This is a genomic window from Klebsiella sp. H-Nf2 (assembly GCF_002806645.1).
Lineage (GTDB): Bacteria > Pseudomonadota > Gammaproteobacteria > Enterobacterales > Enterobacteriaceae > Klebsiella > Klebsiella variicola.
The window spans coordinates 562,208-584,190 of record NZ_PIBL01000001.1 but is presented as its reverse complement, the minus strand read 5'-3'; the positions used below and the strand labels follow the sequence as shown (position 1 = coordinate 584,190).

The window sequence follows — 21,983 nt, the reverse complement described above, 5'->3', positions numbered from 1 at the left end:
CATGCCAAAATTTGCTGCTAATTTAACCATGCTGTTTACCGAGCTGCCGTTCCTGGACCGGTTCGCCGCCGCTGCCCGCGCGGGTTTTGAGGCCGTGGAGTTTCTGTTTCCCTATGAGTATGACGCCGGGGAAATTAAACAGCGCCTGCAGGAGAACCAGCTGCAGCTGGTGCTGTTCAATACCCCACCCGGCGACGTCAACGCCGGAGAATGGGGGCTCGCCGCGGTGCCAGGCAGAAGCGCCGAGGCCCGCCAGCAGATCCAGCTGGCGCTGGAGTATGCCTGCCAGCTGGATTGCCCGCAGGTGCATATCATGGCCGGCGTGGTACAGCCGGGGATGGATCGCGCAGCCTGCGAGGCCGTGCTTATCGATAATCTGCGCTACGCGGCGGAGTGCTTTGCCCGCCACGACAAGCGGATACTCATCGAAGCGCTGAATCCTCAGACCAAACCGGGCTATCTCTACCACAGCCAATATCAAACGCTGGAGATGGTGAAACGGGTCGACAGGCCGAACGTCGCGGTGCAGTTAGATCTGTTTCACGCGCAGAAGGTAGACGGCAATTTAAGCCATCTCATTACCGAATATGCCGGCCAGTATCGCCATATTCAGATTGCCTCCCTGCCCGACCGTCATGAACCGGATGAGGGCGAAATAAACTATCCGTGGCTCTATGCGCTACTGGATAAAACCGGTTATGACGGCTGGATCGGCTGCGAATATATCCCCCGAGCAGACACGCTTTCCGGGCTGGGGTGGTTCTCGCCCTACCGGAAAAAATAAACGCCGTTTTCTAAAAAAATAACTCTCTGTACACCTGTTAATACCCGAGGCAAACCTATGTCGACATCGGCGCTGTTACTTATTGCGTTAGCCAGCGTAGTGCTGTTGCTCCTGTTGGTGATCAAAGCGAAAGCACATCCTTTTGTGGCGCTCCTGATCGTCAGCCTGCTGGTGGCATTCGCCACCGGCATTCCGGCAGATAAAATTATTACCACCATTGAAAAAGGCATGGGCGGCCTGCTTGGTCACATCGCCAGCATTATTATTCTGGGCTCTATGCTGGGGGTGCTGATTGAAATGTCCGGCGGCGCCGAATCGCTGGCGAAAACGTTGACCGGCGTACTGGGTGCAAAACGGACCATTGCCGCCTTAACCATCGTGGCTTTTATTCTCGGCACGCCGGTCTTTTTTGAAGTCGGCTTTATCATCATCATTCCGTTAATTTACGGCTTCAGCAAAGTCGCCCACGTATCACCGCTGAAGTTTGGCCTGCCGATGGCCGGAGTGATGTTAACCGTGCACGTCGCGCTGCCCACTCACCCTGGCGCGGCAGCGGCGGCAGGCATTCTGCATAGCGATGTCGGTTGGCTGATGCTGGCGGGAATTGGGGTATCGATAGTCGTCGGTATCGTGGGTTATTTTGTCGCCCGGTTTATCAATCGGCGCCATTATCATCTGTCGATTAACGTGCTGGAGCAGCAGCAAACGGCTGAAGTGCCGGACCTCTCGGTTAACGCGCAGCAGACCCGTCTGCCGCCGCCGAATGCGCTGGTTATCGGTGGGCTGATCGTGGTGCCCATCATGCTGATTGTTTCCGGGACGCTGTGTCAGGCGCTGCTGTTGCCGGAAAACGCGGTTCGCCAGCTGATGACCGTCATTGGTACCCCGCCGGTCGCCCTGCTGATCTCTCTGGGATTGGCCAGCTGGACGCTGGGCATCCGTCGGCGGATGAGCCTGAAAAAGCTGGGCGAAGTCACCGGCAGCGCGATCCCCTCTTCGGCGGATGTGATCCTCGTCGCCGGTGCCGGCGGCGCTTTTGGTGGCGTACTGGTCGCCTCCGGCATCGGCAATGCCTTAGCCGAGGCGCTGGAGACCATTCATCTGCCGCTGATGCCCGCCGCCTTCCTGCTCTCGCTGGTACTCCGGGCCTCGCAGGGATCGGCTACCGTGGCGATCCTCACCACCTCCGGTCTGCTGTCTCAGGCGGTTATCGGGCTGGATCCGATTCAGCTGGTGCTGGTGACGCTGGCGACCTGCTTCGGCTCGCTTGGGTTATCGCACGTCAACGATGCCGGGTTCTGGGTCGTCACGCGCTATCTCGGGCTCTCGGTGCCGGACGGGTTAAAAACCTGGACCGTGCTGACGACCATCATGGGAGTGACGGGCTTTCTGATCACCTGGCTGCTGTGGTTTGTACTGTGATATTCGCGAAGGTGGCCGCCAGGCCACCTTTCACGATCCGCTCCCCATGGACTTCACGCAATGGAAGATGGCCGAGGCAAACTGACTTCGTACCGCTGGGGCGTTTTTGCCCCATTGTTCATCAAGCCCAGCAGGTGTCTTTCGCCATGTTATTACGGCTTCTGTTTAAGCTACTCACTCCCTCCTCATCAGCCTGCCTTAACCTACCGTAAGAGAAGTTTACCCTGGTGAAAATACAGGAATATATTCACCAGCCAGGTAATCACTAAGAAAATTCCTACACACACCAGCCTTTATCTCACTTTCCCTGATAAATATTGCATTAGAGAAGTATATGACCTAGATTACGCCGTCTAATAGCAACTGGATTACTATTTTTCGTTATTTTACCTGACCTCCATTCGCTATGCCCAACAGGGATGTCACATGCTCACTTGTCTGTTTAATATAAAAAATCACTATTTTAGAATGGCGATTGCAGAGCTCATTCATGAGGTTATGAATACCTCCCACCAGACAACATACACGCTTTCCCAGCAATGGGACGTACAGGGCATTGCCAGTGCGAATATTATTTTCACAGAGATGATTGCAGGGGAGTGGTACTTGTGCCATGACATATTCAAAGAGACAAACGAATGTTTTAAACTATTTATCCTGCAATCCAGTGAACAAGACCTTACCACCTCTGAATTACCCAATTGCCTTCAGAATGCGGTATTTATTGATAAACAGACTACGACGTCTACTCTAAAAAAAGAAATAGCCAAGGCGGTGATGTCTTGCGCTACCCCGAGTGTCCCCCATTCCTTTAATCGTCTCAGACGCTGTATTAACTGCTCTTGTAGGTCGGTTAGTGAAGCGCAATTGAGAGTGATATACGCATTCAGCATTGGCCTCAGCCCGCATGAAATCGCGGCCGCATTAAATATTAGTCATAAGACCATTTACTCACACAAACAGCATATTATGCATAAGTTTAAATTACAGAGCCAGCAACAATTTAATAGTTTTATTCAGATATTAGCCAGACATTAAACCTTCACAGTATTCTATTATCCTCGGGATTTCTCTTGTGCCCGGGAAGTGATATTACCTGCAGCGCTGTTGCAAATTACATTTTTTCTGCACCCGGAAATATACGAGTTCTCTGGAAAGAATACGACCTGGTGTATATCCTGGATACTCTCTTCTTGCTTAGAACAAACCGCTTTTTTGGCACAATTATATGACTTACCGCCAAACCTGACGGTTAGCGACATCCTTAACGCCCGTGAATCACCGCAGTAATAAAAAGATAGCTAAACATCCGATTCCCTGTAGAGTGGAGGGAATCACAATGTGAATCTCCCGTTCCGCGTAGCGGACATCACGGTTGGTTGAATGTCAGAAAATGCCGGCCTCCTCCTTGAGGGTAAGGCCAAACCTCCCTATTTTCGCTCTGTACAGGCCATCGGGCTCTGCTACAGCGAACGGAATGACTATGCTAACCACCTTGATTTACCGCAGCCAGGTTGATCCTGCCTGGCCACTGATCGATCTTGACGCCCTTATTCATCGCGCCAGCGGGAAAAATATGCCCCTCGGGATAACCGGCATTCTGCTGTTTAATGGCCAGCAGTTCTTCCAGGTGCTGGAAGGAAATGAGGAAATCCTCGAGTCGTTATTCAGCGCAATACAATGCGATCCCCGCCATCGCGACGTGGTGGAGCTGATGCGCGACTACTCGGCCTTTCGCCGCTTCCGGGATGTCGGGATGCGCATGCTGGATCTCCGCCATTATGAGAGCGACGCCGCGGTAGAAGCGATACTGCGCTTCAGCACCTTCGGTGAAACCGAGCCGATCAACGACCGCATGTTCAGGCTGATTAGCGCCTTTATCGCCGACGGCGGACGCTATTGCCTGCCCGAGTCTCTGCAACCCTCTCGCTGGACGATGACTCCCGCAATGGGCAACGCCTCGCCGCGCAACCTGGCGGACCAGCCCTGCCAGTTCGCCCTGCAGGCCATCGTCGAGCCGGCTAAAAGGCGGGTCTCTTCCTTTGAAGCCTTGATCCGCAGCCCGACCGGCGGCTCACCCGTGGAAATGTTTGCCGCCATTGCGGCGGAAGATCGCTACCGTTTCGACCTCGAGAGCAAAGCGTTCGCCTTCTCTCTTGCCGCCCGCCTTTCGCTCGGCAAACAGCAGCTGGCGATCAACCTGCTGCCGGGCTCGCTGTATCACCATCCTGACGCCGTAGGCTGGCTGATGGACAACCTGCTGGCGGCAGGTCTCAGGCCAGAACAGGTCTTGATCGAGGTGACAGAGACGGAGGTTATCTCCTGTTTCGACCAGTTCCGTAGAGTACTCAAAGCGCTGCGCGTGGCTGGCATGAAGCTGGCCATCGACGACTTTGGCGCCGGTTACTCCGGTCTGTCGCTCCTGACCCGCTTTCAGCCTGATAAAATCAAAGTGGATGCGGAGCTGGTGCGCGATATTCATATTAGCGGCACCAAACAGGCGATTGTCGCCTCGGTCGTCCGCTGCTGTGAAGATCTCGGCATCACCGTTGTCGCCGAGGGCGTCGAAACCATTGAGGAGTGGTGCTGGCTGCAGTCGGTAGGCATTCGTCTGTTTCAGGGGTTTCTCTTTTCCCGACCGTGCCTTAACGGCATCGGGGAGATCTGCTGGCCGGTAGCACGCCAGGCAACGGACCTGTAGGGCCACGCCCCCGGGCATCGTCACTGCCAGTGGGCAAGCTTTTCGCTCAACGCCGCCAGGGCATATCGTACCGCTTTCGCCACCACGGTCTCACAGTCGCCGGCAAAGCACATCCGTTTGGTTTCGGTCTGACCGCGAAAATTCCAGGCAAACCATACCGTGCCGGCGGGGGTACCATCTTCCCCGCCCTCCGGTCCAGCGTAGCCGCTGATGGCGATGGCGATATCGGCGTCAGCCATTGCCAGAATACCGGCCGACATCTCCTGGACGCACGCTTCGCTGACGGCGCTGTGTACCGCCAGGGTTTCCGCACGAACCTGCAGCACGTTTCGTTTGGCTTCATCGCTGAAAGTGACGACGCCAGTATCATAAAACGCCGCGGTATCCGCCTGAGCACAGAGCGCCGCCGCCAGATTGCCCCCGGTGCAGGACTCTGCCGTGGTTAGCCGCCAGCCACGCGCAACCAGCATCTGAGCCACTTCCGTCGTCAGCGCTGAGGTCGGTTTTGCATCGTAACTCATTTCGTCTGTCATTCAGCCCCCTCGCAAAATATCAAAGGAATAACAGCAGCATCGCGCCAGTTAAAAGAATAGCATATCGAGTTCTCTCGCCGGCCGTAGACCGATTGCGTCAGTGCGGGGGGAAAAATAAAGGCCCGCAGCGCGGGCCTTAGCAGGATACTCGTTTAAACTGTTGCCGAATCAGACTTTGTGTTCAATCACCCGGCCCTGATTCTCAATGGCAATTTTTCGCGGTTTTTCGCTCTCCGGGATCTCCTGGTGGATAGTCAACTTTAAGATCCCACTATCCAGTTGCGCCTGATTAATCTGAGCATGTTCAGGGAGCGAGAAACTCAGCTGGAAATCGGCGCGGCGGATGCCTTTATATATCCAGCGCTGGCTACCGTCGGTCCCGGGATCAGTTTCTGCACGTTTACCGGTAATATGCAGATTACCGCCGACGGTCTCTATTTCCAGTTCCTCATCTTTCCAGCCGGGCACGCTGACGCTGAGCAGGAAATTACTGTCATCTATTTTCTGCAAATCATAGGCCGGCAAGGTGCCCACCGGCGTATCGCCAGTTAACTGGCTGAAAAGACGGTCAATGCGGTTGAAACGATCGGCAAAAAGAGAATCAGCGAAAACGGGGAGTGCTGACAAGGTTTTGAGTGCCATAATTAACCTCCTGAATATCCATTCAAAAGCTCAACATAAAGGCAAGCATGGCTTGTCCGCTATATAAAATAATATCTGCAGCGCATTTTTCAAGAGCGGAAATAAATTTTTTTATCACTCGCCACCGGAAAAAAATAACCAGGCCAGGTGGCAGAGTAACCCCCACCCGACGGCGGGGGCCGTGGCGCTTCTGAGTCCCATAACTGATGTTGTTTAACATGCAATAAACAGAAGCGACATGTATATATAAGTTGCTCAGAGGAATGTCAACGCCAGGACCGCTCCGCCTCACCTGTCAACAGTTGCCCCTTGCGACAGCGTGGGGACGAGCGCATACATCACCTCCCGCCCGAGGCGCGCTGACAAGACATTAGCCTTGCTGGCACCAGCCGAAAAGCCACTGATGGAAATATACTCAGCCCGACAAGGAACCTTTCTCGCAGTCCCGTGCCTAATAACCTGCATACGCACTTTCTGAGGCATCACCATGACCGGCATTTTTATCTCCACCACCTTGTTCGCCCTCTTCGCGTCGATGTTGATCGGCCTGGGGATGGTCTGGAAAGGCATTTCCAACAATCCTGATAACTGATCCTTTTGTACGCCGTTGCTGTTCACCCTCCGCAGCGGCGCGTCTATACCCAGCGTCCTTCTCGTCAATGACAACCGCAGGCCTCGTTCTGGTGACATTTAACCGTAGATCAGGGCCTGCACACCGTATTTTTTGAAATAGCAATTCACACTGTGAATAAGTAACTTTAATTAATATATTTGAGTCCAGAATTAACGCATGCGTTATAAGCAATTTAAGCAGTTTGTGCCAAATTGCTGACAGTGCACACGCGATTAAGATTTGTAACTTACTGATTTCAAAACTTTTATATCAACAACATCGCAAAAAGTCCAATTTTGGACTTGTTGCTTTTATTGGTTATTAGAAATATCCTAAGCCCATATTCGCAAAACAATTTTGCTTTAAATATTCTATCAACCTTTATCCATTTCGTGTTCATCACTACTATGACTGATTTTTTAATTAACACTGAAAATATTTATCTGAAGCGGGGAATTTGCGAACTGCTTCTCGAGATCGCCATCGAAGAAAATATCCGTACACCCTTTTCTCTTCACGAATATTCACCTGAGATCATTAGCCAGACTGATGTGCTTTTTACAGAAATGGAAATCGGTGAACATTACCTGTGCCACCCGTGCTTCAAAAAGGTACCACAGGAGACACCTATTTTTGTTTTTGTCCCCAGCGACAGCGGCGCGCGGGTTGACCGCTTGCCGCTTTGTCTGCGTGATGCCACTTTTATCAGTATTAACGCCGATCTGCGCAGCATAAAAAATCAAATCGCAAACCGTCTGACAGCGTCAAGCAAACCCGTTGCTGGGGGGCCGGAGAAAGACAGCAAACGGTGTCTTAAATGCCCACGATTAACACTGACCAAGTCGCAGCTTTATATTATCGATGCGATAAAAACGGGAATGAACAATCAGCAGATAGCGCAAGAACTGGGCATCAGCCATAAGACCGTTTTTTCTCATAAAATCAACATCATGAAAAAATTCCAGATTGATACAAAGCAAGAGCTGGCGCGATTCTCGGCCATCGCTCTTGCACTATCCTCAAGAGCGATCAATTAACGCCGGGTTTTGTTAAAACGCATCTTAAGTTTCCTTCTGTCTTTAACATATGACAGACCACAAAATAATGATGTTAACAATAATACCACCGCCAGGGCTAATAGCAGAAAATTACTCATACACGACCTTTTCAGAGATAAAGATGATTATCAAATAATACGGGGTATAAGTTTTCGAAAACAACCATCCAACAGCCATTTCAGATTAAGGTAATACCTTGTGCGATAATTCTGAAAATGAATAATGCTGAAGACCTCATTTTTATTATTATGTGCGCATTTGGATAATAAAAGCGAGCAACTACACCGGGTAAAGCCAGGCGTGACGGTCTGCGGTTAATCACGGTAAATTTAGGGTCTGAAGTCAAAGAGTAACGTCGTGGGCAGGCCTGCCTGTTTTGCCGGAAAGGCCCCCAAAGCAACGGTGTCATTATCCGTCGCGAGGGTTAAGCAGAACGTTTGGTTCAGTTAGTAGACTGGTTTAACCACTCGTTTAACGTCAATGAATAAAGCAGGCTCGGCGGCGCATCTTTTACATCAGCAATATCGTTGATGTACCTCATCCCTGCTTTCTCGAGGACTTTCTGCGAAGCCAGATGGTTAGCCCTGACAACCGCTGACATCTCTGCAAGCTTAATCTCCTCGAAGCCATATTTTATCGCACCAATCGCAAACTCGGTGGCCAGTCCTTTTCCCCATGCCTCAGTGGAAAACCGATATCCAAGATTGTTAATGGTGACATCATTATAGCTACGAAGACTGACGCCGCCAAAGCCAATGATATGTTCTGGGGTAGAGCGCGGTGCTATTGCCCAGTTTCCGAAGCCGTAAGTTTGCCAATGCGCGAGCCAGCGCCTCAGAACGACTTCCGCATGGTCAACATTCGGGTATGGCCCGGCGGGGTTAAAGGTATTGGTCGCGGGATCGCCATAAATTCGGTACAGATCGTCGACATCAGAAGCCATGACCGGGCGAAGATGCAAACGATGGGTATCAATGTGCAAACTTACCTCCTGACGGGGAGTATTACCAATGATGCTTCGAAGATTTATGCCTGCTCATTTAAGCACAAATTTGCATACCCGGGAACCGGTTAGCCCGCGTTGTGAAGCGCTTGAAAAAATATGCTGCCGGTGATGAAAATAAGATATGTTAATTCTATGATGGATTTAAGCTTTTGCTGGCTCTACGCACAGCATGACTGAGTGAACACAGGACTGTAAATGATCGATGACATCCGCTACCTGATAGTATTTGCCAAAATTGTAGAACGAGGTTCAATCTCAGGTGGCGCCGCAGCGTTAGGCCTGACGACCGCCACGGCAAGCACACATTTATCCAGACTTGAGAAAAACCTCAATAGCGCCTTGCTGTACAGAAATACGCGGAAGATTTCCCTAACCCAGGATGGCATCAGTTTGCTGGAGACCGCCAGATCGATGCTGGAGTTGTATGAAAAGGGCGTCATTGAATTTAAACAACGCTCTATTTCTACCGTCGGCAAGCTGCGCATTTCCCTCCCTGCTGTTTTTTTAAACGGCCCATTCACCCGCCATCTCGCGAATTTTATTAAAGAAAACCCGGATATTTCCCTGAGTATTTCTTATAGTGATCTGCGTGAGGACATCATCGCCGATAGCATTGATGTCGCCTTCCGTATTGGCGAACTTCCCGACAGTTCACTCAAAGCAAGGCATCTATTTGTTCTGCCACGACAACTGGTAGCGTCAAAGGGCTTGCTCATGCAGCACAAGCCCATTAACCATCCCGTTGAACTGGGATCCCTGCCGTGGATTGGGTTAACAATGAGAGAGAACATTCGAGAGTTCAGGCACAAAAACGGCGAACTGGCGGTCATTAAGTATGCTCCTATGGTATGCGTAGATAACATTGAAGCTGCCTATGTCCTTGCCAAACAAAACATAGGACTTGTCGTACCTCCCCGTTTCCTCTGTGAAAATGATGTTAAACTCGGGGAGATGCATGACGTACTTCCTGACTGGTCATTAGAGCCGCTAAAAGTTTATGCCATTTGGCCTGCCAATATATCAACCAGCAGCGCTGCCTATAAACTAATCAATTACATTTATAATTCTATGGAACAACATAGGCTTTGAATCGTTAAAATAATTGTGGATAAAGCATATAGAATGCGATAACGCATAAAAAACCGCCCATCAATAAATTAAAGACGCGGATTTGTACCCTTCCCTGAAGAAATATTGACATTTTATCACCAAATATTGCCCAAATGGATAATGAGATATAACAGATAAAAAAGTAAATAATAATAAAAAGTATTAGCGGCAGACTAGTTGATGGCTCAGAAAACAAGGTAGTTCCAGAGGTACAGGCAGCCCAGGCTTTTGGGTTGAGCCATTGCATTAACACTCCCTGAACAAATCCGGGGGCATTTTCTTTTTTTAATGACCAATCAGGGTGTGATGTAGCAATTTTATAGCCCTGATACAGTATAAAAATCGAGCCGAGAACATTCAGGCATTTGAAAAATTGTGGATGCGTGGCAATGACTGTGTATACCCCAAAACTAACAAAGATAAGTAACAAGGTAAAACCAAGCGTCGCACCGGATACGAAGGCGAATGTTTTTCTAAAGCCATGCATAACACCGGAAGAGATAATGACCATATTGACCGGGCCAGGCGAAAACGACAGAGCCAGAGAGTACAGAAACATAGTAGCAATCAAAACCATTTTTACATCCACTTTTCCAATGAAAGATATCGGTGTAGCGAAACTTATATAACAAGTTATTTCGCTATATTTAAAGACTACCCCGATATGGACGTTAGATTAAATGGCTCTTTCTCTAAAGGTGTGTTTGATAATTTAGCTATTTTTACAACAGTACCTGCCCGGCTATACGCCCAATCCCCATCGAAAAAAGCATGGCCAGCGTGCTCCAGAACGTAATTCTGCTGATAGCTCTGACAGGCGGTGCGTTACTCACCATGGAAGAGAGATAGCCAAGAGCCGCCAGTGAAAAGAGAGTGGAAAGGAAAATAGCGATAAAAATCAGTTTTGCTGGCGAAAGCACTGCAACGATCAAGGGCAACCCCGCCCCGGCTGAAAAACTCACGGCCGAAAAGAGGGCCGCCTGCAAAGGTCGCGCAGAATGAGTGTCCGTTAGTCCCAGCTCTTCGCGGGCATGAGCCTCCAGGGCGTCTTTGACCATGAGCTGCTCTGCAACCTGGCGGGCAAGCGCAGGCTCCACTCCGCCCTGGATATAAAGAGACGTCAGTTCCCGTACCTCTCCCTGATAATCTGCGTCCAGCTCACTTTTTTCCTCGGCAAGCGCGGCGGTTTCCGTATCCGCCTGGGATGATACCGAAACATATTCCCCTGTTGCCATCGACATGGCTCCAGCAACCAGCCCGGCGACACCGGCCAGCAACACACCCGAAGGGCTGGTATTTGCAGACGCCACGCCGAGCACCAGGCTGGCGGTAGAGACAATCCCGTCATTCGCCCCGAGTACCGCCGCCCTTAACCAACCGACTTTTTCAATGCTGTGTCGTTCAAGATGCATGCCTTTTTCCTTTTAATACGCATCCTCATCGGGATTAGCGAGAGAGCACAAGATTACTCCGCAACGGGATGTTTCCTTTGACTGCGAAAGGTGAGGAAGATATGCAGCAATCCCATCGCACCATGTGCCCAGAAATAGGTTTCAATGAACACCGTCAGAAATTTATGCAAATGCAGGACCGCTTCTGCCAGCGCCGATGACGCCCCTGGCGCAATGTCCAGTACAAACCAGAGCCCTCCACAGAGTGCGACCGCCAGCAAAGCAAGTACGCCAAGCCCCTGGATCATCGCCGCTATGCCACCGGCATGTGCTTCAGGAAGACGAAATGTCATTAGTATTTTAATGTCTTCAACTACACCGCGAAAATCAAGGGACAACCAGGAAAAATAGTAACGAAACCCACGTTGTTTAAGCATCCATACCAGCATCACTACACCAAGAACAATCAGCGCTAATCCAGAGATAACATGGAACCATGTCACGACCCCGGTCAGAGATACGTCGCGAAGCGCCTCACTTTCGGTGAGATTAGAGCTAATGATCTGCAATAGAATCAGGGTGGCGACAATAATATGCAGCAGGCGGAAAAAAGGGGTGTCTTTGTGCGGAAGTGCATTGCGTAGTTTTTCGTTCATCATTTGGCCATTTTATGAGTTGTTCGGCCACATCAGTATTGCGTCTGTTTGTTAACGCAACCTTAACGCCTTGATATTGAAATGCACTGAATGATGTGTGAATAAAAGGCAAACCATACCGTCTATCTCAGCAGCTAATAGCATCCATGGACTTACTCGTGAAATTGATGCGCCTGTCTCCTCCGCCTTATTTCCCCATGGAGCGACAGAAGAAGCCGCTGCCTCAATGCTGGCCCAAGGGGTAAACATTATCGTGGTTCGTTTGGCGCTGGCTCATGTTGATCCTGGTGCTCCAGGCAAAGCTACCCAGATTCAGCCAGGTTGGTTACCGGATGGACCTGGTTTGCCAGAAGACTTACGTAATATGAATAAAGGCTAAACAGACCATTTTCAACCAAAAGTCTTAGCCTTCAACACACGAATTAATAATCGTCCTGTTGAAGGGTCCCTCCTGTGAACGCGCATAGCGTGTGCTTTAAAAACAGGCATATAGCTTTTCCTGAAGAAAGGGAGAAACACAAGCAACAGAATCCCTGCACCAAATGCAGCCAAACCATGTAACCAGTCAATCATAGTCAACGGTATGAGGAATAGGCAGTAGTGCAAAACACAGAATACCGTCGTGCATGTCTTCGCCCATCCAGGGACTAAAACATTTGGATCCGCTTCGTAAAATTTATTCTTTCTGAGAATGTCCTCAGAGGCTATCCGCATGCCTACGAACCAGAACAAAGGGAGGTACGTCGCTGAAAATAGAGACAGCACAATAATATTCCAATCAGACACTCGCGCACTTCCTTATTCATTGCTTCCTTGGTTAAAAAAATCATTAGCGCGAATATATCCTTTGAACGATATAATCCACGCTCAGACGGCTTTATTTCATCTGGCATAATACACTACGATGAGAAACATACCGAGCAATCTTATGCAAAGTCAACATTAAAAAGTGACGCGCGCTCGGGAGTGTTCGGGAACAGAGGCGAATTATTACGTATTATCAACGTCAGATGGCGCCTCTCTGCCACCGACGCGGCATCCGGTCAACCGCAGCCGCGTACAATTTATTATTTATTCGAGATTCAATGCGTAGAGTGATGTACTGAAATTTTTCAATAAAAAATCAACGTATAAACGGATTTTTGGTAACTGTTGACGGTTTGCAAAGGTCAATATATACACTGGCTTAGCTAATGGTTGAAATTCAGACATCAGAGGCAGCAGTCGGCCATGTTGCAAATCTTCAGCCAACAGGATCTCGGGTTGCATAATAATTCCCAATCCATTCAATGCTGCCCTTCGCAATGCTTCCCCATTGTTACAGGTCATCGTGATGTTTACCAGAGCTCTGACAGGTTTGCCTTCCCTCTGAAGTGTCCATTCATTCGCTGCAATGGGATGGGCAAACCCAAGACATCGATGATGGCATAATTCTTCAGGTGTTATGGGTTTCCCTGCCCGTTTTATATAGGCCGGAGATGCACACATGACTGAGCGATATGGCGCTATCGGACGGGCAACAAGTGTATTGACATGCAGGAGCTCACCAATCTTAATCATGACATCTAAACCTTCATCTGCCATATCCATCGATTTATCGCTCAGTACCAGGTCTACTGCCATATCAGTCCATTCAGTAAGAAACTGAGCAGTAACAGGCGAAAGCGCATGGACACCAAAGGAGACTGGGCAACCTACTCTCAGTTTTCCACGTGGCTTCTGGTGAAGAGCAAATGCCTGTGACTCGCTATCTTCAATATCAGCTAATATCCGACGGCAACTCTGATAATAAACCTGACCAAAATCGGTCAGACTTTGCCGACGCGTTGTGCGATTAAGTAAGCGAACGCCGAGATGTTCCTCTAACGCTTTGATATGCAGCCCAACCATGGTTCCGCTGATTCGCATCTCTTCAGCAACAGCGCTAAAGCTGCCCCTGTCCACGACGCGGACAAACACCGCCATACTTTCCAGTTTATTCACTATTATCAAGCCTGGCTTGTTAAAGATAAAAACATAACGCTGTTTATCAAATTTCACCAGCGGGTTTTAATCTGTTTTCACTTAGTGCAGGAGGGTTAAAAATGATGACTAATACAGAGCTCCGTGAGCGAGGAATGAGATTGTTTAATGAGCTGTATGGAAATGGTGCAGGAGAAGAACTACGAAAGGACATGGCCGATTTGTGCCCTGATTTTACTGATATCTCGATCGAATGGGCTATGGGAGGCATCCTTGCACGCCCGGGGCTGGACGCTAAAACGCGGGAGCTGGTTGTCATTGCTTCCTGTGTCACTCTGGGTCATACGATTCCACAATTGAGGGCGCACGCTCAGGCAGCGCTAAATGCAGGGGCAACCAGAGAAGAAATCATCGAGGTTGTCCTGCAATTATTGTTTTATGCAGGAGGCGCCGCGGTGCGCAATGCACTCGTCAATATACGCGATATTTTAAATGCTGAATTAAACGTCGAAGCGAAAATGTCCTGACGAAAATTGCTGTTTGCCATTCTAGCCATCCCATTTGACAAGCGTGCTGGCTCGGGTCATTGTCTGGCGCGTTTTTTGGATTGTCTGCATCACATTCCGAACCAGGCGTCACTGATTAAGCGAATGGGATGGCTCACTCGATTTCAGAGACGGTATCTCATCACGACATACTGTCAGATACAAGGAAAGCGGGGAGGCAGAATCTGTCTTCGTCCAGTGCTAAAAATCCCATTCTATTAAAGGGATTTGTCTAAACTGTAGCATTTAAATCAACAATATACATGGCCATTTAATGATGCAAGTGATACTTGTTCGACACGCGGAAACAGAGTGGAATATAAGAGGAATAATTCAGGGACAGAGTGACAGTGCGTTAACCCCCCGCGGGGAGCGCCAAACATCAGCTTTACTTGCCGCGTTTGCAGCGAGTGATTACCGGGTAGACTGCGTTTACACGTCTCCGCTTGGTCGTGCCTGGCAAATGGGACAGCGCCTGGCTGACCGTTTTCGTTGCCCATTGATAGCTGAGCCGGCCCTCAAAGAACAGGCCTTTGGCCAGTTCGAAGGTATGTTAACGTCACAGCTCATGCAACAACGCCCCCACGATGCACATGCGTTATTCACACATGATGCCGAGTATTGCCCGCCACAGGGAGAGTCATTAGCACAAGCAACCCGACGAGTAACAGGTTTCATACAAAACCTACAAGAAACCACAGAACATCAGCGCGTCTGTATTGTCACGCACGGGCAAGTCAGCCAGGGCGTGCTGGCGGTGCTTAAAGAAGGAACTATTGAAAACTTTTCGCGGTACGCTCACCCTAATGCAAGTTACGCTGTGTTCGATTTCCGGGGTGGGAAATGCCTGGCAATCAGATGGGGAATTGCCACACACCTGCTTCAACTCGAACGCCAGAACGCTTAATTTCATATGCCTCTCTGCGGCAAACAAGTGATACCCTGGAAGGTATGAACCTGCTTCAGGAATGCTTATGAAACCGACCCTTAATCAGTTGATTAACTTTTGCACTGTTGCTGATACCGGAAACATTGGCAAAGCCGCCAGTAAACTCAATATTTCGCAGCCTCCCTTAAGCCGGCAAATAGCCCAGCTGGAAACCATCCTCGGTGCAAAGCTATTTAACCGGGCCGCTAAAGGGGTCAGTTTAACCCTTGCCGGTGAGCAATTTCTGCTGGACTGTCGTGCGATGCTGGCAATGCTGGAGCAGGCCTGTAATAACGTACGGGCAATAGAATCAGGGCAGAAAGGGGTTCTGAAATTAGGCGCAACAATGTATGCCAGCTATAGCGTTGTGCCGCATGTTGCGATGCAGCACAGGAATACCTGTTCCGACGTGGAATTGCATTTTCAGGAGAGGGTCCCCTCTGATTTACATGCCGCATTACAGGATGGCAGATTGGACGCGGCAATTAGCTTCTCCGAGACGGCCACGCCGGGAATTCATTCACTGGTGCTCTTGCGTGAGCCGCTCATCGCCGCCCTTCCTGCCAACCACCCTCAGGCTCAACGCGAGCATTTCAGGCTTGAATCACTCTGTGATGACCCGTTCATCACGGTTCCGCGCCAGAGCGCGCCGATGCTCTATGATTCCATCCTTCATCAGTGCCTCAAAGCTGGATTTAGTCCGCAAATAGGTCTGGAAGCCTCCGTGCAGCAGACTGTGATGAATTTTGTGGCCCATGGTGTTGGTGTCGCGCTTATTCCTGCCAGTATGGAAAATGCTCAATTACGCGGTGTGGTTTACCGGAGGCTGGAAAATCCGAATATGGTGGAGAATATGCTGATGTGGTCGGCAAAGAACACGAATCCGGCTTTACCGGGTTTTGTGAACCTGTGCCGCAGTATCAAGGATAAACTGGATGCGGCACAGTCCGGACGGATAAACGATTAACTTTTACTGATGATGATTTCGATGACATTAGGCTTGCCACTCGCCAGTGCGGCCTCAACGGCCGGGGCGATATCGCCGGCACGGATAACTTTTCGGGTCTCCAGCCCCATCGATGCACCCAGTGCCTGATAATCCACTGCCGGATTAACCAAATCCATTGCGATGAAGCGATCTGTTTGGGCCGACGTATAATCTGCCTGAGAACGCATGAAGTTTTTCAATACGTTATATTCCGTGTTATTCATGACAATAAAGGTGACTGGCAGTTTTTCATGTGCGGCCGTCCAGAGAGCCTGAGGGGAGTACATCGCCGCGCCGTCTCCCACAAAGCACACCACAGGCGCTTTTCCCAAACCGAGTGAATAGCCGACAGCCGCGGGCATTCCCCATCCCAGGCCACCGCCGCGTAAAAAGGCATATTGATCCGCACGGTGACTGTTGAGAGATTTGCGAAGCGAGCCGCTGGTGGCAATCGCCTCGTCAACAATGGCCACATCTGGTCCGATCGCCCTTGCTGCCTCAAACGCCGCCACCAACGGCGTAATTACCGTAGCAGATTGTTGTTCCTGAACCTGCCCGAGCAGACTTTCTTTGCTTAATTCAAACTCATTAGCCGCCTTTTCAAAACGGCGTTGATAATCACGGCGATGGTTTGCCGTGGCTTTCTCCAGTTCAGGTAGTAGTGCCATTAACGAGGATTTAATATCGCCAACCACTGAGAGTTCACTACTGTAGGTGCGTCCCAGGTCGCCTGCATCAGCTGATAACTGGAACACTTTACACTGGTCCGGCACTGCCTGACCTTCGGTATAAAGAATAGTGATAAGCGACTTACCGCCAAGGGCAAAAATAGCATCGTACTGGCTTAATGCTCGGTTAATTTCCGTCGCTTTCGTGGACAAATTGCCCCGCCAGAGAGGGTGTGCTGTTGGGTAGGGGATCCGGTTCGGCCATGTTGAACCGTACACGTCAGCGGCAAGCATCTCAGCAAGAGCAACAACCTCATTGGCCGCTTCACTTTGATAGATTTCGTCGCCGGCAATCAGTGCGACGTTACCCGGAGTAAATGCCGCCAGCTTACTCGCCAGCAAAGGTAACGAACCCGCGACGGCATTGCGGTCGATAGTAGAAGGCGCGCCGATGCCGATAGCACTCATCGCCTCCATCACATCCATCGGAAGCGACAGGAAAACGGAGCCTTTCGGTGCAGCGTCAGAATCGTGGAAAGCCCGGCGAACTAATACCGGTAACTGGTCAACGTGGGTAACCTCCTGTGACCATTTCGCGAACGTTTTACCCATACCGACCAGATCACCCAACAATAATGGGTCGGTTGTCGTGTGGCGTGAATCCTGCTGCCCCGCCGTCACCACCAGTGGTGTCTGTGAGCATTTTGCATTCAACAGATTTCCCATGCCGTGGCCTAAACCACCGGCGGTATGCAGATTCAGAAAGCCTGGTTTTTTTGCTGCCTGCGCATAACCGTCCGCCATGGCGACTGCACTCGCTTCCTGCAGAGCTAACACGTACTGAATTGACGGTTTTCTTAACAGCGCATCCATAAACGGCAGTTCGGTGGTACCTGGATTACCAAACACATATTCCACCCCTTCACTTTCCAGAACTTCTAACAATACATCACCGCCACGGCGTGCATTGGCGTTCTGAACTTTAGTTATTGTGTTACTCATAGAATGATCACCTCTGTCTGGGTATTCGTTCGCCCTGTCTGGCGGGTGATTCAATCTTAATCACGGGTCTAACCCCCTTTCCAATACTATATTGATGCCCAGCCATACCCTTTTAGGTATGGGAAGTCATTCGCTGTTCGCCAGGAGATGGAAAGTGTTCTGCGTCGAAGCGCTGGCTCCACGCTCCGTCTGCACAGGACCAGTTTTTATAAATGGCGCGCAATATTTAGTGAGATGAATACCGCGATGATGAGACGTGTGAGAGAACTGAAAAACAAAAATAGGCACTTTAAAAAAGTACGGTGAAGATCGGCTGAAGCCTGAAATTATTTACAAATGTATTATATTTACCTTATAAAAATTGGAGGGCGCTATTACTAGCTATGCTGAAAATATCACTTTGTTTCACTTTTTCGTCATCCAGACATCATGACACGGCCCAGACAACCCGCCTGGGCTGAAAGCATATGTTTCTTCTGTCAAGAAAAAGGGTTCTGAATAATCTCACCTTTTATCATACAATTAATAATATGCTGAATCACAAGGCTGGGCTTGGTCGCATCATCCGCTAATGACTCAAAATAACTATGACCAATGAGGCTATCAGCAGGTTGATTGACACTCCCGCAATTAATTACCGTCACATTATTAGGAATACGTGTCATATAGGCAGGCCCCAAACTTCCTAATCGTGGTAATGCGTTAAAATTGATTATTTTGCTTGCTTTAAGAGCAAGATCATCTCGCGCATGATAGAGAATTACATCACGAGTGACCTCGCAAATTACTTCGGCTGGTTCATTAGTTTCCAGTGCGTTACTTTCCAGATCGGGTGCAACCATGAAACTAAAATCAAATAAACGCCTCCGTTCTACTGAAGACTGATACCAGTTATTCAGCGTCGCGCATAGCACCTGATTCCCCATCGAATGAGCCAGCAGATTTATACTTTTACAGGCTGTTTTACGCCCTCTTCCCCAGTCAACAATCCTTTGAATAACACGTGAAAATGAACTTCCGCTATCGTTTGCTGCATCACGATCATCATAATAACGTTGGATGATTCCTTTTTCGCCACAACAGGGCCAGATTAAAGGGATAACCATGATTTTAAAGGTTGCAAGGGTATCACAGAGATTTTGCACTAACTGAGCGGCCGTGAAGACGTCCTCGGGCAAGTTCCTGAATCCATGCAGATAGAACAAAATTGATTTAATTTGTGATGTCTCTATTGCCTGCAGAAAATTATCGCTGCCCAACTCGATGTCCTTGTTGTTTAATCTATCCCGCTGGCAATAATATACCGAGGCTGAAGGCGTATTATCTAACAGATCAAAAATAAAATCGCGCCCTGGGGTTGTAACAAATGATCCTTGCGGAGAACGATTGGTTATAAATAACATACACACCTCCAGAAACCAGTTAGTTTATCTCATCCCCATAAGGATGTATGACCCTGGTTGTTAATTGTTTGGCAAATTCAACATGCCAGTTTGCCCATAAACGGTTCTTATCGTCTGGTTCAATAGCCAGCCAGTTTCTTTCACCGATCAAATAACCACCATCTGATGCGATGGGTAACATAGTTGCCGTTATACCTGAGTCGATAATGTCGACTTTATCAGCATTACATTCCAGCATATAACGAGCGATAGCCGGCGGGGCGGGATGAACAACACCGGTAGAGATCAGTTGGTTTACTCTCGTAGCAAAACCTGAATTAGGATAGCGTGAGGATTCAATGACGGCACTTGCAGCAACATGCACGTCTCCAGAAAGGATGGTGACACGACTTTTGTGAACCCGGGTAAAATCAAGTAAATTGTGCACCAGGCGAATCCTTTCCCCCCGGTGAGCTTCATCCCGCCAGTGATCACGTAAATCATCTTCCAGTTCATTTCGTCCAGGTAGAACTTTGAGTAATTTGGCAAGATTGTTCAGATTAAGATAGGCCACAGGAATACTGGATTGCAGCAACACATGACCATTTTCGGGAAGAGCATTAAGATACTGATAAAATAATGTCCAGTTGTACTCCGACATAATTTGCATCGGTTCCGGCTGTCGCTCTTTGCGCAAATCTGCCACCAGAATAGATATTTTTCCAATGGAAGAAAAACCAAGATTGTAGTTTGTACATCCAGGTATCGCTGATGGGTGTTTCTCATCACTCGTCGCAGCTAACTGTAGTTGGAACACGCGGAAATATTGCTCTGCCAAGGAAAATATTCCCTGATAAATGTCACTATTATGCAATGTCGTTGGATAGGACCCCCAACCGTCAAAAATATCATGGTCGTCCCACATCATAATGCTTGGGATTGCCGACATGGCATTTATTATTTCGGATGAACTCCAGGCGTTAAAATAAATATTGCATAAAAATAAATCTAGTTCTTCTTTCATCATTTTCGTGAAGGGCTTATGCCAGCGATCAAGAGCAAAGCTGACATTCCACTCAAAAATTGACTTAACTTGCTGCCATAACCCATCAGTATATACCTGATCGCCACCCATAATAAGAATATGATAGGGTCTTGATTGATGTGTGGTGTAAAGATCATTCCAGCGATCTGTGATATAACCAACATCTTTCATCTTTTTAGCATCTGAAAAGCCATTACATGATACATAAGCAATAGCCGGGCTTTGCCCTACCGCGGGTAGCCCAAACTGCCATTTATTATTTTCGATTGTATAGTTAATTGTTTGCGGAACATCTAACAATGGGATATTAAAATCCAGCCTTATTACATCCCAAATAGGATTACAAAATGGCACACTAGCTATTTTCACAACCTGCTCAACCACACCATGACTCAGTGAGCAATCAATCTCGCTGTAATCTTTGGGCACAACAATAAGTGCAGAAACATGAAAATAATTTACATTCACTTTTCTGAGACTCAATACTGGACCGAGAATGATGTTCATAATTCCCCCCACTCGTGGTTAGATAGAAAAATCAACCCGAAACACTTCCCCCGAAGTTATTTTTATCGCTTGTGAAACAAGCAAATTTAAACCATCAAAAACCTCAAGCAAATAAATACCCGGTGAAATATCAATTACGCCCCAGCAACCTGCAATAAAATCCTTCTCATTGATGGTATTCATTCCTTTTCTCATAGAAACTTTAATTATTTTTGTTGATGATGAATTAGTAACGCAAATATTAACAACACCTGACAATAGCATCCCATCCAATTATTTTTTCTGGTTATTTCCATTCTGTTCTGGTGTACTTTTGCTGCTCTCTTTCTGGTTTGCTTTAAGCATTGCTCCTAGCTGGTTCAAACTATCACCAAACTGCATTGACCATTCATCCGTTTCACGCTTCTGAAAATCATCTACTGATTGAATAAATTCCTTTACCAGTTGAAGAGCATTTTTGTAACATGTGTTAAAATCATGTTCATTCAAACAATTGTTAGATATCCATTTTGATGTGAAATCACTATGGCTCATTTCAATGTCGTGCACTGTCTTAATATATCTAACCCAACCACTCGTCCAACCGAACACCTTGTCAATTAAAAGGAAAACTATGGATAGTGCGAATAAACCAAAGGCTAGCTGGCTAAAAAAGAACTGTTTTTTTGCATCTCCCTGATAATAATTAACCACTACTGTTTGTATAAATGTGGCCAATATCACCAGAATGAACACTATAATTAGCAATGAAAATGCCGCTCTTCTTTTCCTGGTAATACCTCGCCAATACCATTGACAAAGGCCTTCTTTGTATCCATTTGCATAACGATATAATTCTTCAATCTTTTGTGCTGGTGTCAGTGCGTTGATATTTGCCAGCGGAAAGATATTTTTAACACAGGCAGCATATGACATATTCTTCTTCCTTACAGAAAAGAAAAGGATCACAGCACAACCTACAAAAATGTGAACCTGTAGAATGAGACGGTGTAAAAAATAATAAGAAGGACGTTCTGTCAACGCAAAATAATAGGCAGCAA

The 21,983-nt window shown here is 48.4% G+C and carries 24 protein-coding genes and 1 pseudogene; 11 read left to right on the top strand and 14 right to left on the bottom strand.

Annotated elements, in window-relative coordinates; translation table 11 throughout:
• The first annotated feature begins 1 nt into the window (after window position 1).
• The 4 genes from CWM58_RS02865 to CWM58_RS02850 all read left to right on the top strand — a co-directional run bounded on the left by CWM58_RS02865 (window position 2) and on the right by CWM58_RS02850 (window position 4,907).
• Window positions 2–784, top strand: coding sequence for an HPr family phosphocarrier protein (locus CWM58_RS02865; RefSeq protein ID WP_040968490.1), 783 nt, complete (start codon window positions 2–4; stop codon window positions 782–784).
• Window positions 785–841: 57 nt separating this feature from the next.
• Window positions 842–2,206 (top strand): GntP family transporter, encoded by a 1,365-nt coding sequence (locus CWM58_RS02860; RefSeq protein WP_008804987.1) that lies wholly within the window; start codon window positions 842–844, stop codon window positions 2,204–2,206.
• A gap of 426 nt (window positions 2,207–2,632) precedes the next feature.
• On the top strand, window positions 2,633–3,244 hold the full coding sequence (locus tag CWM58_RS02855) for a helix-turn-helix transcriptional regulator (RefSeq protein ID WP_100680177.1): 612 nt from the start codon (window positions 2,633–2,635) through the stop codon (window positions 3,242–3,244).
• A 445-nt stretch (window positions 3,245–3,689) separates the two neighbouring features.
• Entirely contained in the window at window positions 3,690–4,907 is a 1,218-nt protein-coding gene (locus CWM58_RS02850) for a diguanylate phosphodiesterase (protein ID WP_100680176.1), read from the top strand.
• Window positions 4,908–4,927: 20 nt separating this feature from the next.
• Here the strand turns inward: CWM58_RS02850 and CWM58_RS02845 are convergent, their stop codons facing one another.
• The 3 genes and pseudogenes from CWM58_RS02845 to CWM58_RS28330 all read right to left on the bottom strand — a co-directional run.
• Window positions 4,928–5,440, bottom strand: a complete 513-nt coding sequence (locus CWM58_RS02845; protein ID WP_061154672.1) for a 2-oxo-tetronate isomerase — start codon at window positions 5,438–5,440, stop codon at window positions 4,928–4,930.
• 168 nt (window positions 5,441–5,608) lie between these two features.
• The gene (locus CWM58_RS02840) at window positions 5,609–6,082 is read right to left on the bottom strand and encodes an Hsp20 family protein (protein ID WP_100680175.1); all 474 of its coding nucleotides are present in this window, start codon (window positions 6,080–6,082) and stop codon (window positions 5,609–5,611) included.
• 444 nt (window positions 6,083–6,526) lie between these two features.
• Window positions 6,527–6,619: pseudogene (locus CWM58_RS28330) on the bottom strand (hypothetical protein); the annotation flags it as partial.
• Here CWM58_RS28330 and CWM58_RS29445 point away from each other — a divergent pair.
• Together CWM58_RS29445 and CWM58_RS02825 are read left to right on the top strand one after the other, a co-directional pair.
• A complete protein-coding gene (locus CWM58_RS29445) occupies window positions 6,579–6,674 on the top strand; it encodes a YnaM/YnfT family protein (protein ID WP_272482055.1) in 96 nt (31 codons plus the stop codon). The pseudogene CWM58_RS28330 and the gene CWM58_RS29445 sit on opposite strands and share 41 nt — an antisense overlap.
• A gap of 428 nt (window positions 6,675–7,102) precedes the next feature.
• Window positions 7,103–7,732 carry a helix-turn-helix transcriptional regulator gene (locus tag CWM58_RS02825; RefSeq protein ID WP_100680568.1) on the top strand — a complete coding sequence of 210 codons (630 nt, stop codon included), beginning with the start codon at window positions 7,103–7,105 and terminating at the stop codon, window positions 7,730–7,732.
• On the opposite strand, the gene CWM58_RS29520 is transcribed toward CWM58_RS02825, so the two are convergent.
• Together CWM58_RS29520 and CWM58_RS02820 are read right to left on the bottom strand one after the other, a co-directional pair.
• A complete protein-coding gene (locus CWM58_RS29520; protein WP_012541799.1) occupies window positions 7,729–7,851 on the bottom strand; it encodes a small membrane protein in 123 nt (40 codons plus the stop codon). The genes CWM58_RS02825 and CWM58_RS29520 overlap by 4 nt on opposite strands.
• A 344-nt stretch (window positions 7,852–8,195) precedes the next feature.
• The gene (locus CWM58_RS02820; RefSeq protein WP_100680173.1) at window positions 8,196–8,735 is read right to left on the bottom strand and encodes a GNAT family N-acetyltransferase; all 540 of its coding nucleotides are present in this window, start codon (window positions 8,733–8,735) and stop codon (window positions 8,196–8,198) included.
• 219 nt (window positions 8,736–8,954) lie between these two features.
• Between CWM58_RS02820 and CWM58_RS02815 the strand changes: the two genes are divergently transcribed.
• Window positions 8,955–9,848, top strand: a complete 894-nt coding sequence (locus tag CWM58_RS02815) for a LysR family transcriptional regulator (protein ID WP_100680172.1) — start codon at window positions 8,955–8,957, stop codon at window positions 9,846–9,848.
• Between the two features lie 4 nt (window positions 9,849–9,852).
• Here the strand turns inward: CWM58_RS02815 and CWM58_RS02810 are convergent, their stop codons facing one another.
• The 3 genes from CWM58_RS02810 to CWM58_RS02800 all read right to left on the bottom strand — a co-directional run bounded on the left by CWM58_RS02810 (window position 9,853) and on the right by CWM58_RS02800 (window position 11,916).
• Complete coding sequence (locus tag CWM58_RS02810; protein WP_100680171.1) at window positions 9,853–10,446, bottom strand: LysE family translocator; 594 nt, start codon at window positions 10,444–10,446, stop codon at window positions 9,853–9,855.
• Window positions 10,447–10,591: 145 nt separating this feature from the next.
• Window positions 10,592–11,281: a VIT family protein gene (locus CWM58_RS02805; RefSeq protein WP_100680170.1), complete on the bottom strand. Its 690-nt coding sequence runs from the start codon at window positions 11,279–11,281 to the stop codon at window positions 10,592–10,594.
• Between the two features lie 53 nt (window positions 11,282–11,334).
• Entirely contained in the window at window positions 11,335–11,916 is a 582-nt protein-coding gene (locus CWM58_RS02800; protein ID WP_100680567.1) for a cytochrome b/b6 domain-containing protein, read from the bottom strand.
• A gap of 97 nt (window positions 11,917–12,013) precedes the next feature.
• Between CWM58_RS02800 and CWM58_RS02795 the strand changes: the two genes are divergently transcribed.
• Window positions 12,014–12,295: a hypothetical protein gene (locus tag CWM58_RS02795; protein ID WP_206056618.1), complete on the top strand. Its 282-nt coding sequence runs from the start codon at window positions 12,014–12,016 to the stop codon at window positions 12,293–12,295.
• Window positions 12,296–12,987: 692 nt separating this feature from the next.
• On the opposite strand, the gene CWM58_RS02785 is transcribed toward CWM58_RS02795, so the two are convergent.
• Window positions 12,988–13,899 carry a LysR family transcriptional regulator gene (locus CWM58_RS02785; protein WP_100680566.1) on the bottom strand — a complete coding sequence of 304 codons (912 nt, stop codon included), beginning with the start codon at window positions 13,897–13,899 and terminating at the stop codon, window positions 12,988–12,990.
• A 101-nt stretch (window positions 13,900–14,000) separates the two neighbouring features.
• On the opposite strand from CWM58_RS02785, the gene CWM58_RS02780 reads away from it, so the two are divergent.
• The 3 genes from CWM58_RS02780 (at window position 14,001) to CWM58_RS02770 (ending at window position 16,318) form a co-directional block, all read left to right on the top strand.
• On the top strand, window positions 14,001–14,405 hold the full coding sequence (locus CWM58_RS02780; RefSeq protein ID WP_100680169.1) for a carboxymuconolactone decarboxylase family protein: 405 nt from the start codon (window positions 14,001–14,003) through the stop codon (window positions 14,403–14,405).
• A 292-nt stretch (window positions 14,406–14,697) separates the two neighbouring features.
• A complete protein-coding gene (locus tag CWM58_RS02775; protein WP_100680168.1) occupies window positions 14,698–15,330 on the top strand; it encodes a histidine phosphatase family protein in 633 nt (210 codons plus the stop codon).
• A 67-nt stretch (window positions 15,331–15,397) separates the two neighbouring features.
• Window positions 15,398–16,318, top strand: a complete 921-nt coding sequence (locus CWM58_RS02770; RefSeq protein ID WP_100680167.1) for a LysR family transcriptional regulator — start codon at window positions 15,398–15,400, stop codon at window positions 16,316–16,318.
• On the opposite strand, the gene CWM58_RS02765 is transcribed toward CWM58_RS02770, so the two are convergent.
• The 5 genes from CWM58_RS02765 to CWM58_RS02750 all read right to left on the bottom strand — a co-directional run bounded on the left by CWM58_RS02765 (window position 16,315) and on the right by CWM58_RS02750 (window position 21,858).
• Window positions 16,315–18,009 (bottom strand): thiamine pyrophosphate-binding protein, encoded by a 1,695-nt coding sequence (locus CWM58_RS02765; protein WP_100680166.1) that lies wholly within the window; start codon window positions 18,007–18,009, stop codon window positions 16,315–16,317. The genes CWM58_RS02770 and CWM58_RS02765 overlap by 4 nt on opposite strands.
• A gap of 479 nt (window positions 18,010–18,488) precedes the next feature.
• A complete protein-coding gene (locus CWM58_RS02760) occupies window positions 18,489–19,412 on the bottom strand; it encodes an alpha/beta hydrolase (RefSeq protein WP_100680165.1) in 924 nt (307 codons plus the stop codon).
• A gap of 19 nt (window positions 19,413–19,431) precedes the next feature.
• Complete coding sequence (locus CWM58_RS02755; RefSeq protein ID WP_100680164.1) at window positions 19,432–20,943, bottom strand: alkaline phosphatase D family protein; 1,512 nt, start codon at window positions 20,941–20,943, stop codon at window positions 19,432–19,434.
• Window positions 20,944–20,961: 18 nt separating this feature from the next.
• Window positions 20,962–21,216 carry a hypothetical protein gene (locus tag CWM58_RS29130; RefSeq protein WP_227520695.1) on the bottom strand — a complete coding sequence of 85 codons (255 nt, stop codon included), beginning with the start codon at window positions 21,214–21,216 and terminating at the stop codon, window positions 20,962–20,964.
• Window positions 21,217–21,858 (bottom strand): SLATT domain-containing protein, encoded by a 642-nt coding sequence (locus CWM58_RS02750; protein WP_227520694.1) that lies wholly within the window; start codon window positions 21,856–21,858, stop codon window positions 21,217–21,219.
• Between the last annotated feature and the right edge of the window lie 125 nt (window positions 21,859–21,983).